Annotated in this window: 10 protein-coding genes and 4 pseudogenes; 13 read left to right on the top strand and 1 reads right to left on the bottom strand. The window is 68.5% G+C overall.

Features of this window, described 5'->3' with window-relative positions; all coding sequences use genetic code 11:
* The first annotated feature begins 217 nt into the window (after positions 1-217).
* Positions 218-1,591: an MFS transporter gene (locus G4G31_RS17395; RefSeq protein WP_308621655.1), complete on the top strand. Its 1,374-nt coding sequence runs from the start codon at positions 218-220 to the stop codon at positions 1,589-1,591.
* Positions 1,592-1,598: 7 nt separating this feature from the next.
* Here the strand turns inward: G4G31_RS17395 and G4G31_RS17390 are convergent, their stop codons facing one another.
* A complete protein-coding gene (locus tag G4G31_RS17390) occupies positions 1,599-2,288 on the bottom strand; it encodes a hypothetical protein (RefSeq protein ID WP_182988705.1) in 690 nt (229 codons plus the stop codon).
* A 95-nt stretch (positions 2,289-2,383) separates the two neighbouring features.
* On the opposite strand from G4G31_RS17390, the pseudogene G4G31_RS26610 reads away from it, so the two are divergent.
* From G4G31_RS26610 to G4G31_RS17345, 12 genes and pseudogenes are all read left to right on the top strand, one after another.
* Positions 2,384-2,509 (top strand): annotated as a pseudogene (locus G4G31_RS26610) (LysR family transcriptional regulator); the annotation flags it as partial.
* Positions 2,510-2,936: 427 nt separating this feature from the next.
* A complete protein-coding gene (locus tag G4G31_RS26605; RefSeq protein WP_229425070.1) occupies positions 2,937-3,275 on the top strand; it encodes a hypothetical protein in 339 nt (112 codons plus the stop codon).
* A gap of 42 nt (positions 3,276-3,317) precedes the next feature.
* Positions 3,318-5,083: pseudogene (locus tag G4G31_RS29315) on the top strand (amidohydrolase).
* 265 nt (positions 5,084-5,348) lie between these two features.
* Positions 5,349-5,513: pseudogene (locus tag G4G31_RS26590) on the top strand (LysR family transcriptional regulator); the annotation flags it as partial.
* 100 nt (positions 5,514-5,613) lie between these two features.
* Positions 5,614-5,865, top strand: a pseudogene (locus tag G4G31_RS26585) (LysR substrate-binding domain-containing protein); the annotation flags it as partial.
* Positions 5,866-5,911: 46 nt separating this feature from the next.
* Positions 5,912-6,298, top strand: coding sequence for a LysR substrate-binding domain-containing protein (locus tag G4G31_RS26580; protein WP_308622177.1), 387 nt, complete (start codon positions 5,912-5,914; stop codon positions 6,296-6,298).
* Between the two features lie 169 nt (positions 6,299-6,467).
* Positions 6,468-7,424, top strand: coding sequence for a glycoside hydrolase family 43 protein (locus tag G4G31_RS17370; protein ID WP_182988704.1), 957 nt, complete (start codon positions 6,468-6,470; stop codon positions 7,422-7,424).
* Between the two features lie 142 nt (positions 7,425-7,566).
* Positions 7,567-7,797 carry a hypothetical protein gene (locus tag G4G31_RS17365; protein ID WP_182988703.1) on the top strand — a complete coding sequence of 77 codons (231 nt, stop codon included), beginning with the start codon at positions 7,567-7,569 and terminating at the stop codon, positions 7,795-7,797.
* On the top strand, positions 7,767-8,870 hold the full coding sequence (locus G4G31_RS17360) for an extracellular solute-binding protein (RefSeq protein WP_182988702.1): 1,104 nt from the start codon (positions 7,767-7,769) through the stop codon (positions 8,868-8,870). The genes G4G31_RS17365 and G4G31_RS17360 overlap by 31 nt, the downstream gene beginning before the upstream one ends.
* A gap of 14 nt (positions 8,871-8,884) precedes the next feature.
* The gene (locus tag G4G31_RS17355; RefSeq protein WP_229425069.1) at positions 8,885-9,811 is read left to right on the top strand and encodes a carbohydrate ABC transporter permease; all 927 of its coding nucleotides are present in this window, start codon (positions 8,885-8,887) and stop codon (positions 9,809-9,811) included.
* A complete protein-coding gene (locus G4G31_RS17350; protein ID WP_229425068.1) occupies positions 9,808-10,665 on the top strand; it encodes a carbohydrate ABC transporter permease in 858 nt (285 codons plus the stop codon). The genes G4G31_RS17355 and G4G31_RS17350 overlap by 4 nt, the downstream gene beginning before the upstream one ends.
* Before the next feature lie 17 nt (positions 10,666-10,682).
* On the top strand, positions 10,683-11,819 hold the full coding sequence (locus G4G31_RS17345) for an ABC transporter ATP-binding protein (RefSeq protein WP_182988700.1): 1,137 nt from the start codon (positions 10,683-10,685) through the stop codon (positions 11,817-11,819).
* Positions 11,820-11,882 lie beyond the last annotated feature (63 nt).

The following is an 11,882-nucleotide window of genomic DNA, read 5'->3' as shown; positions in this document are numbered from 1 at the left end:
TCCACCCTGGAGCGCCTAACAAAACCTTCAGAGCAAGGGATGCGTCCACCCGACGCAGCCGTCGCATCGGCGAACCGGAAGACCGTACACCTGTACGGCGAGCGGATGCAACGCAGCTATGGAGGGCGCGCGCATCGCGCGTGCGGCTTCACCTTTGTTAGGCGCTCTCAACAGCGCCGCGGCCCGCGGCGCGCCCGTTACCATGGAAGGAAACACGATGTCCAATCCCCAGTCGACGCGCCCGGCCTTGATGCGCGACCCGAATTTCCGCTGGCTGCTGCGCGGCGGCGTCATCTCGAACCTGGGCGACCAGCTGTCGATCGTCGCCTTGCCCTGGCTGGTCCTGAAACTCACCGGCAGCGCGCTGGCCCTGGGCCTGGTGCTGGCGCTGATGAGCATTCCACGCGCCGTCTTCATCCTGCTGGGCGGCGCGATGGTCGACCGCTATTCGCCCAAGCGCGTGCTCATGCTCAGCAAGTACGCGAACGCGCTGCTGCTGGCGGCGGTCACGGTCTTCGTCCTGCAGGTCGAGCCGGGCGCCACCTGGCAATTCGGTTCCACGCTGGCCGTGGTCATGTCGCCGCGGGTGATCCTGACGATCGTCTGCATCCTCGCATTCGGCCTCGGCCTGGCCCAGGCTTTCAGCATCCCGTCGGGCACATCGATCCTGCCGCAGGCGCTGCCTGCCGAACACCTGGCAGCGGCCAACGGCATCATGATGGGCCTGCGCCAGCTGGCGATGCTGGCGGGACCCTTGCTGGCAGCGGTGCTGATCGCGCTTGCCGGCAACGGTGCGCAGGCTGGCGCGCAGCTGGCGGATGCGCGTGGCCTGGCCCCGGCCTTCGGCCTCGATTGCGCCAGCTTCCCGGTGTCGGCATGGACCCTGTCGAAGGTGAGCCTGCGCCCGGCCGCAGGGCAGGGCAGGCGCGGCGCGCAGGGCGCGTCCGTGCTGCGCTCGGTCGCGGACGGCCTGCGCATGGTGTGGAACGACCTGGCGCTGCGCCTGTGCTTTTACCTACTGGGGCATCGTCTCCCTCTTCATCGGCGGGACGATGCAGGTGGCCCTGCCGGTGCTGGCGAACGGCAGCGAGCATGGCGCCTCGACCCCGGGCATCCTGATGGGCGCGAGCGGCGCCGGCGCCCTGCTCGGCATGGCCGGGGCGGCGGTGGCGGGCAAGCGCCTGCGCCTGGCGGGCTTCGGCACCACGCTGCTGCTGGTCGACGGGGTGTCCGGGCTGCTGGTGGCGCCCATCGGCAGCGTCGGCGCAACCTGGCTCGCTGCCGGACTGCTGCTCCTGGTCGGCGTGCTGTCGGGCTTCATGCAGGTGACGGTCTATACCTGATCCAGCGCCGCGTGCCTGCGCACATGATGGGACGCGCGATGAGCATCTTCATGTTCATCTTCATGGGCCTGGCGCCCCTGTCGGCAGCGGGCGCCGGCTGGCTGCTGACCCACATCACGCTGGCGCAGCTGTTCCCGGGCGGCGGCGCGGTGCTGGTCGGCCTGTCCGCACTGGCCTGGTTGTTCACGCCGATCCGCCGCATCGAAATGGACGTGCCGGCGCAGGCGGCATCGGGGGCCGCGGCCTAGCGCCCGTTCAGCGCAGGTCGGCGGTGTCGTAGTACACCGTGGCGGCATAAGGCGCGCGGCGCGCCAGGGCGGCGGCGGCGCTTTCCTCGACGCCGCGCTTCGGTACCGTCACCGGGCCAGGCACGGCATGGCGCAGCCGCACGATGTGGTCGAAATCGGGCCGGCTGTCGACCAGCTTGACGAGGAAGCGGCCGACCGGCACATAGGCCGACTGCGGGTGCACGGCCGCTTGCGGCCGCAGGGGGCGGTAGAGCACGACGCGCTCGACGCGCAGTTGCGCGTCCTGCACGCGGGTGACGCCGCCGCGCTCGAAATGGCCCTCGACGGCGCGGGCCCTGAACGCGCGCAGCGGGTCGCCTGCGCCGGGCGCGAGCCGCCCGAGGGCGAAGCGCTCCGGCTCCAGCGTCCACAGTGCCGTCCCGGCATCGAGCCGGGCGCGCATCGTTCGTTCGAGCCGCGGATCGGCAAAGCGCACGCGCAGGACGACCTGGGTGTCGTGCGGCGCGTGGAACATCGGCAGGCGCGCGGCGTACAGGCCATCCCTGTCGCCGAACAGCACCATGCCATGCACGCCGTGGCTCGGCTCGAGCGCGGTCACGGACAGGGGCAGGAACAGCAGGCAGGCACCGGCGAGGCGACGCAGGGCGTCCGTGCGGGAGGCGAAGACGGGAAGGACGGGCAGGCGGAATCGATGCATGGCGGCTTGAGGTGCGGGATGAACTCGTGCATAGTAGGGAATCGATACTTGAGCGTAAAGCAACGAATGTTCATCATCTGTGTCCTGGCTGGACAATGAACCTGGCCGATCTCCGTGTTTTCCTCGCGGTCGCGCAGCACGCGTCGCTGGCGGCGGCCGCCCAGCAACTGCACCTGACGCCTTCGGCCGTCTCGAAAGCCTTGCGCCGCCTCGAGGACAGCCTGGGCACGGAGGTCTTCGACCGCAGCAGCCGCCAGCTGGTGCTCAATGCCAGCGGCCGGCGCCTGGTCGACAGCGCGCAGCTGCTGCTGGCGATGGCCCGGAGGCGAAGGCCGACATCCTCGGCGCCCACGCCACGGTGGACTGTCGCATTGCCGGACCGGCGATCCTGCTGGCGCGTGAAGCGGGCCGCGTCGCCGCAGCGCTGGCGGGCTATGTGGATGCCGGCGTGCGCCTGCAGGCGACCTACGAGGACGACGCGCTGGGCGCACTGGCGCGCGGTGAGGCCATGGCGGCCATCGTCACGGGTGAAGTCATGGACGGAAGAGGGCGCTTCTGGTCGGCCGACTGGGAGAGCGTGGCGCTGGGCGCTTTCCAGCTACAGCTGGTGGCCGGCGCCGGCCATCCGCTTGCTGCCGTGGGGGGCCGGTGCCGCTGGAGGCTGTGCTGGCGCACCCGTTCGCCTGCCCGACGCGCTCGCTGCTGTGCGGCGCCCAGCGCGGCGCCCGTTCCGACGGCTGGCGCGCCGAAGCCGCCCCGCGCGCGATCCGCTACTGGGCCGACGACCTGCACCTGCTGCTGGCGTTTGTGCGCCGTGGCGAGGCGCTGGCCTACCTGCCGCAGTTCGTGCTCGAGGACCCGGCACTGGTGCGGGTCGAGGTTGCCGACCGCGCGGTCGAGGCGACGGAGACGGCCTGGTTCGTCTGGGACCGCCGAACGGCCCCAGGCTGGCTGAAAGCGACAGCGGCCGCACTGCGCGCCGACTGAGTTCGCGGTGTCAGGCCATCATCAGGCCATCATGGGAGGCATATGAAGATCTTCGCCCGGTGTTCCTTTCTCTTCCTGGGCTGCGCAGCCGCCGCCGAACGCCCGGCGGACCTGGTCTACCGCAATGGTGTCGTCTACACGGTCGATGCACAGGACAGCGTGCGGCAGGCGCTGGCCGTGCGCGGCGGCCGCATCGTCTATGTCGGCGACAACGCCGGCGTGCGCGCGCTGGTCGGCAAGCGCACGCGCGTGGTCGACCTGCAGGGGCGCATGCTCATGCCCGGCCTGGTGGATGCCCACATGCACCCGCAATCTGGCGGCAGCCGCCTGCTCAACTGCAGCCTGGATTACGCGCGCCTGACCGTGGCCCGGTTCCAGGCGCGCATCCAGGCCTGCATCGATCGCGACAGGAAGCGCGAACCGGACCGCCCGCTGCTGGTGGTAAACTGGTTCCAGCAGGGGATGCAGCCCGAGGGCGTAGCCACCAGTGCAGCCCTGCTCGATGCCTTGAAGACGCGCCGGCCCATCATCGTGCGCTCTTCCTTCGGCCACTCGGTGCAGATCAACTCGCGCGCGATCGCCCTGGCCGGCATCGATGCCGCCACCCCGGACCCGGCCGGCGGCAAGATCGTGCGCGATGCCGCTGGCCGCGCGACGGGCCTGCTGGAAGATGCCGCCCAGGACCTGGCCATGCGCCTGCTGCCGCCCTTGACCCCGGTGCAGAACCTGGCCGCCTCGCGCGCCGCGCTGGACGCCATGCGCCGCCGGGCATCACCACTTTTCTGGACGCCTGGACCGATCCCGAGACGCTTACCGCCTTCGCACGCCTGCAGCGCCGGGGCGAGTTGAGCGCACGTGCCCACTTCGCCGTGCTGATCGACCTCGACAAGGGCGCGACCCCGCGCCAGGCCGTGGCCGAGCTGCTGCGCCACCAAAGGCGATTCGACGCCGGGCCTACCCGCGTGCGTCCGTCGATGCAGGTTCGCCACGCCAAGCTCTTCATGGACGGCGTCATCGCGGCCCCGGCCTTTACGGGCGCCATGCTGGAACCCTACCTGGTCAACCGCGGCACGCTTGAACAGCCCGACTGGCGGCCCGGGCCCGGCAATGGCCCGCCCAGCTATTTTTCGCCGACTGCGCTGCGCGAGACCCTGGCCGCACTGGCGCAGGCCCGCATCGATCCGCACATCCATGCCGACGGCGACCGCGCCGTGCGCGAGGCGCTCGATGCCATCGCGGCGCTGCGCGAAACGGGAGCGGGAAGGGCGCTGCGCCCGGCGATCGCCCATGCCGAAATCGTCGCACCAGCCGACTACCGCCGCTTCGCCGCGCTGGACGTGAGGCCCGTGCTCTCCTTCCAGTGGGCCAAACCGGCGGCGGACACGGTCGGCGCCCTGAAGGACTACCTCGGTTCCACGCGCTACGCGACGGTGGAACCGCAGGCCGTGCTGGTCGACGCCGGCGCGCGCGTCGCCTATGGCAGTGATTGGCCCGTCGATCCGCTCGACATCTGGTTCGCCCTGAAGGTGGGCGTCACGCGCACCGCCGCGCCGGATGCCGGCCCCGAATTCGCCGGGCGCCTGACGCCGCAACCCGGCATGACCCGCGCCGCCGTGCTGCGCGCGGCCACGATCGATGCGGCGTACACGCTGCGCCAGGAAAAACTGATTGGCTCGCTGGAGGTGGGCAAGCTGGCAGACTTGATCGTCCTGGACCGGAATGTGTTGGCGATACCGGAGGAGGACATCGCCAATGTCAGGGTGTTGCAAACGGTGGTGGGCGGCGTTGTACGGTACCGGGGCGAGTAACAGGAACCGGAACATTCGATCAGCAACAAGGCTGGGGTCAGGTCTGACATTTGGACACGAGCACTGCCGTCGTTCTTGACGCGAGGTGTGGCGTATCCGGACTGGAGGCCGAGCCAGGATGCCGACGCAGCATCCCGTTCACCGGATAGACCGCCATGCCGCGCTGTTTTCCGTTCCGTTGCCGAACCGTGACACCCGCCTGAACCGATTTGACGCCCCATCCCCCATGCTTTATGATTTTTTAACAAAAATTTCATAATGCGGCATGCGCGATTCGTCTTCCACCCGGTTCATCCGCTTTCACCTCAAGACCCGCCACCTGGTGCTGCTGGTCGAACTGGGCCGCCATGCCTCGATCCTGCACGCCGCCGAAGCAGCGGGCCTCACCCAGCCGGGTGCCTCCAAGCTGATCGGTGAACTCGAGCACGCATTGGGCGTCCCGCTGTTCGAGCGCCTGCCGCGCGGCGTGGTGCCGACCTGGGCCGGCAAGGTGCTGATCCGGCGCGCCGGCGCGGCGCTGGCCGAGATGGATGCGGCGCACCAGGGAAATCATGCAGGGGCAGGCCGGGTCCAGCGGGCGCGTGTGCGTCGGCAGCGTATTGACGCCCGCGGCCTCGCTGGTGCCGCAGGCGCTGAAACTGCTGAAGGAACGCAGTCCGCGCGTGCAGGTGGCAGTCAGGGTGGAGACCAGCCGCACCATGATCGAAGACCTGCGCGCGGGCGAGCTCGACATCGTCATCGGCCGCATCCACGATCCGTCGGCTGCGAGCGAACTCGATTTCGAGCCGCTCGCCGACGAGCCGCGCAGCCTGATCGTGCGCGCCGGGCATCCCCTGGCTGGGCCGGTCCGACCTGGCGCTGGAAGACCTGGCCGGCGCCGCCTGGATCCTGCCGCCGCCGGGGCGCCTGCGCGACCAGTTGATGGCGATGTTCCTCGCCAAGGGGCTGGAGCAGCCCTTCGACATCGTCGAGACCCTGTCGCTGCCGCTGGTGTCGCAGCTGCTGCAGGGGAGCGAGCGCATCGTCGCGCTGCCGCCGGGCCTGGTGCAGGCGCAGCTGGAGGCGGGCCTGCTGGCCGTACTCCCGCTCGACCTGGGACTGCGCGCCGACGTCTACGGCATCGTCACCCGCAAGCGCCACCACCTGTCGCCGGCGGCCGAGACCATGCTCGCGGCGCTGCGCGAGGCGGCCGGGCTGGCTGCGGTCACTCCCTGACAAATACGGATTTGGCATAGATCCCGCGAATTTCGTTATGGGAAATCGCCCATCCCGATCCGTATGATCTCAGCCATGACAGTGCGCCCGGCTTGCCGGGCCGACCGATATTTCAATAAGGGGACATGGGGAAATGCACGCGCACGAAGACCGTAGCCAGGGGCAGGGCATGAGGCAGTCGTTTGGAATCGCCATCCTGTGCGGCGTCGCCTTGCTCGGCTGCAGCCATGAGCAGCCGGCCGTCAGCACGATCGGCGACTTCCCCGATCCGTTCGTGCTGGCCGACGGCAGCGGCTACTACGCCTACGCCACCAACGCCAACGAAAAGCACGTCCAGCTGCTGCACTCGCAGGACCTGCACACCTGGCGCGCGCTGCCGGATGCGATGCCGGCGCTGGCCAGCTGGGTGCGCCCGAAGGTGCCGCACGTCTGGGCGCCGGAAGTGATCAAGCTGGGAGAACGCTATGTTCTCTACTACACCGCGCACGACCAGGCCTCGGACAAGCAGTGCGTCGGTGCTGCCGTGTCGGCTTCGCCCGCCGGCCCCTTCGTCGACCAGGCCAGCAAACCGCTGGTGTGCCAGACGGAACTGGGCGGCACCATCGACGCCAGCCCGTTCCTGGAAGGCGGCCGCCTCTACCTCTACTTCAAGAGCGACGGCAACTGCTGCAACCAGCCGACCCATATCTTCGCCCAGGAACTGCAGCCCGATGGACTTGGCGTGCTGGGCCAGCCGACCCGCCTGCTGACGAATGGCCGCACCTGGGAAGGCAAGGTCATCGAGGCGCCGACCATGGTGGTGCGCGGCGGACAATACATCCTGATGTATTCGGCGAACGACTTCGGCGACGGCACCTATGCGGCCGGCTATGCCAGCTGCGCCGGGCCGATGGGGCCCTGCGAGCCGGTGGGCGACGCGCCTTTCCTGAAGACCAGCCGCGAGTCGAAACTGTTCGGACCGGGCCACCAGGCCGTGTTCCAGGTGGGCGGCCAGGACTACATCGCCTACCACGCCTGGGAACTGAAGGCTGACGGCAAGCGCGGCGACCGGCGCTTCCTCTACATCGACAAGCTCGAGTGGGTGGGCGGCAGGCCGGTGGTGAAGGGGCCGACGCTGATCCGCTAGCGCCGGCGCGCCTCCCTGCGCAAGGGGACAGGCTGGCTGACGGGAATGGTGAAATAATCATGGCTCGATAGCACGAGTTCACAAACAGCGAAGCAAACGGACAGGCCGGCACAGGCCAGCCGTCGAACGAAACGGAGACAATGTGGTGCAACGCAGGCGGTTTATCGCGTCTTCCATCCTGCTCGGGATGCTGGGTGCGCCCGAGCTGGCGCGTGCCCGGAGCCCGGTCGAGGTCAGGGTCTGGACGCTTCTGAGCGGCGGCGACGGTGCGCGCATGCGCGCGATGATCGACGATTTCAACGCCAGCCAGCGCGGCGTGCGCGTGGTCAGCACCACGCTCAAGTGGGGGGCGAGCCCTTCTATACCAAGCTGATCACCTCGTCGGTGGTGGGCGAGGGGCCGGACATCGCCACCGTCCACCTGTCGCGCCTGCCGAACCTGGCGGGGGGCGGCGTGCTGCGCCCCATCGGCGATGCCGAGCTGGCCGCCGCCGGCCTGAAAGCGGGCGACTATTTCCCGCGCCAATGGGAAAAGTCGCGCTACGGCGGCGCCACCTATGCCATCCCGCTCGACCTGCATCCGCTGGTCCTCTACTACAACAAGACCCTGGCCGGGCAGGCGGGCCTGCTGGACGCGTCCGGCACCCTCAAACCCATCGTCGGTTACGACGCCCTGACCAACGCCTTTCGCAGCGTGAAGGAACGCACCGGCAAGACGGGCCTGGCGATGGAGTCGGGGCAGGGCTCGTACGCGATCTGGCGCCTGTGGCTGTCGCTGCTGGCCCAGCGCAAGGCAGGCCTGATCGAGAACGGCCAGTTCGTGTATGGCCGCGCGGGCGTCGAGGAGCTGGCCAAGGTCAGCGCCTGGTTCACGCGCGGCTATGGCCCGGTAGGCCTCGATTATCCCGCTTCCACCAGCCAGTTCATGGGCGGCGGCGCCGGCTTCATGATCAACGGCGTGTGGGAAGTGCCGGAACTGGTGCGGGCGACCAGGGCGCGCACGCTCGGCTTCGAGTACGGCATCGTGCCTTTCCCCCAGCTATACCAGGACGCCAGCGTCTGGACCGATTCGCATGCCTTTGCCATGCCGGCGAACGAGGGTCGCACCATGTCGCCGCAAAAGGTGCAGGCGGTGCTCGCTTTCATCGCCTACGTCAGCCGCCATTCGATGGGCTGGGCCGAGGGCGGCCACGTGCCGGCCTACCGTCCGGTGGCCGAGTCGGCGGCGGCACGCGCCCTGATGCCCAACGCGCTGTACGCGTCGGCCGCGCAGCACGTGGTCTACGACCCCGATGGCTGGTACATGGGCGCGGCCGGTCCCGTCGAGGCGATGGCATCGAAATTCATGCCGGGGGCGCTGTCCGGCCAATTGACGCCGGCTGAAGCGCTCGAGATGTTCGAAAAAGAAGCCTCGCGCCTGCTGCGCAAGAAGCCGCCGCGTTACTGATGGAGATGCCCACCTTGAGCCCCGCCGCACACGTCACCGCCGTCCCCCAGGCAAATCGCCCCGAACCCGCGCCGGCGGTTCGCCACGCCCGGCGCGCACGCGGCGAAAACCTCCCGGCCTGGCTGCTGCTGGCGCCTTTTCTGCTCGCCTTCCTGCTGTTCTTCTTCGGGCCGGCGCTGCAGACCTTTTACCTGAGCCTGACCGAGAGCAGCCTGACGCGCACCAGCGGCTTCGTCGGCCTGGCCAACTACGCGACCCTGGTGCAGGACCCGTCGTTCTGGGCTTCGCTCGGGAACACCTTCTATTTCGCGCTGCTGACGGTGATTCCGCTGACCGCCCTGGGCCTGGTGATGGCGCTGCTCGTGCACCGCTTCGTGCGCTTCCAATCCTGGCTGCAGGGCGCTTTTTTCCTGCCCTACGTGCTACCGATCTCCGTCATGACCCTGATCGCCGACTGGATGCTGCAGCCGTCGTCGGGCGTCATCAACTACCTGGTCGGCGGCCAGCGCGCCTGGCTGGCCGACGTGCACTGGGCCTTGCCCTCGGTGGCGATCGGCACCGTGTGGTGGACGGTCGGCTTCAACATGCTGATGCTGCTGGCGGGCCTGCGCAATATCCCCGCGGAGCTCTACGAGGCTGCTGCACTCGACGGCGCGCGCGGCTTCACGCTGTTTCGGGCCATTACCTGGCCGGCGCTGAAGCCCGTGATGGGCACGGCGCTGCTGATCCAGCTGATCGCCTCGCTCAAGGTCTTCGGCCAGACCTATATCCTCACCAGCGGCGGGCCCTACAACACGAGCCGCGTCACCCTGCACTACATGTACGAGACGGCATTCACCCAAAGCGACGCCGGCTACGCGGCGGCGGTGGCGATGGCCTTCATGGTGGTCGTCATCGCGCTGTCGCTGCTGGCGCGCTCGATCGGACGGAGGGCGGCATGAAAGCTGCCATGCAAGGACGTATGAAAGGCGGGTCGCAACTTGGGTGGACGGTTGTCGCGGTCGCCAGCGCCGTCATCCTGGCCGCGCTGTGGCTGTTCCCGCTGCTGTGGGCGGCGTCCACCGCGCTGCGCCCCGAACACGAAACCGTGTCCGCCACCTTCCACTGGCTGCCCCAGACCTGGACCCTGTCGGCCTTTCGCATCACGCTCAGTGCCGGCAACCTGCCGCGCTGGCTGTTCAACAGCGCGCTGGTGGCCTTCCTGGTAACCATCGTCACGATGGCGATCAGCTTGACGGCGGCCTACGCTTTCTCGCAGCTGCGCTTCCGTGGCCGCTCGCTGCTGTTCGCGCTGTCGATGCTGGCCTTCCTGCTGCCTTTCGAAGCGCTGCTGGTGCCGCTGTTTCGCACCATGCACGCTTTGGGACTGATCAACAGCTACGCCGGCCTCGTGCTGCCCCAGGTGGTGTCGCCGGTCGTGATCTACGTCTTCAAGCAGTTTTTCGATGCGATTCCCACGGACTTTCGCGAGGCGGCAGTGATGGACGGCGCGGGCCCATTGCGGGTGCTGTGGAGCGTCTACCTGCCCATTTCCGGCAACATCGTCTGGGCGATGGCGATCGTCACCTTCATCGGCGCCTGGAACAACTTCCTCTGGCCCTTCATCATCGTGACCTCGAACGAGATGATGACGATTCCCCTCGGGCTGACCCAGACCTACGACGCGTTCGGCGTACGCTACGCCCAGCTGATGGCGGCGGCGCTGATCGGAGCCTTGCCGGTGGCCCTGGCCTACGTGGTCTTCCAGCGGCGCGTGACCCAGGGCTTCCTGGCGGCGAGCGGTCTCAAAGGATAACTTTTCAGGAGTACGGCATGGCATCGGTCAGCCTTCGCGGCATCAAGAAGCAGTACGACGGCAACAGCGTCATCAAGGGCATCGACCTCGACATCGGGGACGGCGAGTTCGTCGTGTTCGTCGGGCCTTCCGGCTGCGGCAAGTCGACCCTGCTGCGCATCATCGCGGGCCTGGAAGACATCAGCGAGGGCACGCTGGAAATCGGCGGACGCGTGGCCAACGACATCGAACCGGCCCGGCGCGGCATCGCCATGGTGTTCCAGAGCTATGCGCTGTATCCGCACATGAGCGTGGCCGAAAACATGGGCTTTGCCCTCAAGCTGGCGAAGGTGCCCAAAAGCGAGATCGACGAGCGGGTCGGGCGCGCCGCGGCCATCCTGCAGATCGAGCACCTGCTGGACCGTAAGCCGAAGGCGCTGTCGGGCGGCCAGCGCCAGCGCGTGGCGATCGGGCGCGCCATCGTGCGCAAACCCGAGGTCTTCCTGTTCGACGAGCCGCTCTCGAACCTGGATGCGGCCCTGCGCGGCCAGACGCGCGTGGAGCTGGCGCGCCTGCACCGGGAACTGAAAAGCACGATGATCTACGTGACCCACGACCAGGTCGAAGCGATGACGCTCGGCCAGAAGATCGTCGTGTTGAACGGCGGGCGCATCGAGCAGGTCGGTACGCCGTTCGATTTGTACGAGCGGCCGGCCAACCGTTTTGTGGCCGGTTTCCTCGGTTCGCCGCGCATGAACTTTTTCGAAGCGAGTTTGGCCGGGCCCGCGGGCCGCAGCGCCGGCGTGCAGCTGGCCGGCGGCGCGCGCGTGCAGGTGGCGGCCGATGTGGCGCGTGCACGCAGCGGCGACCGCGTCACGCTGGGCGTGCGCCCCGAGCACCTGCAGCTGGTGCGCCCGGGGCAGGGCGACGGCATCGGCGCGACGGTCGCACTGGTGGAATACCTCGGGGACATCTCCCCGGTCTATGCGCAGGTCGAAGGCACCGGCGAAATGGTGGCGGTGAAAAGCGATGCCGACACGGCACCGCCAGCCCCGGGCAGCCGCGTCGAGCTGGTGTTCCCGGCCACGCGTGCCTTCCTGTTCGACGCCGACGGCCAGGTGTTCGCGCCGGGGTGGACCGAGAGCACGGCCGAGGCATTGGCACGCGTGCCCTGAAGCCTTTCATGCATGCACCCGGCATGCCATGACGATTTCGGATAGCTCTTGCGTGTTTCGTTA

It is taken from the genome of Massilia sp. Se16.2.3 (assembly GCF_014171595.1).
In the GTDB taxonomy this organism is placed as follows: domain Bacteria; phylum Pseudomonadota; class Gammaproteobacteria; order Burkholderiales; family Burkholderiaceae_D; genus Telluria.
The sequence above is the reverse complement of the archived record's forward strand: the minus strand, read 5'-3'. Positions and strand labels throughout refer to the sequence as shown.

Excerpts from the sequence above, each read along its gene's own strand:
- G4G31_RS17345 (WP_182988700.1), top strand. The coding sequence starts at position 10,683 with ATGGCATCGGTCAGCCTTCGCGGCATCAAGAAGCAGTACGACGGCAAC.
- G4G31_RS17370 (WP_182988704.1), top strand. The coding sequence starts at position 6,468 with ATGAGGCAGTCGTTTGGAATCGCCATCCTGTGCGGCGTCGCCTTGCTC.
- G4G31_RS17350 (WP_229425068.1), top strand. The coding sequence starts at position 9,808 with ATGAAAGCTGCCATGCAAGGACGTATGAAAGGCGGGTCGCAACTTGGG.
- G4G31_RS17395 (WP_308621655.1), top strand. The coding sequence starts at position 218 with ATGTCCAATCCCCAGTCGACGCGCCCGGCCTTGATGCGCGACCCGAAT.
- G4G31_RS17390 (WP_182988705.1), bottom strand. The coding sequence starts at position 2,288 with ATGCATCGATTCCGCCTGCCCGTCCTTCCCGTCTTCGCCTCCCGCACG.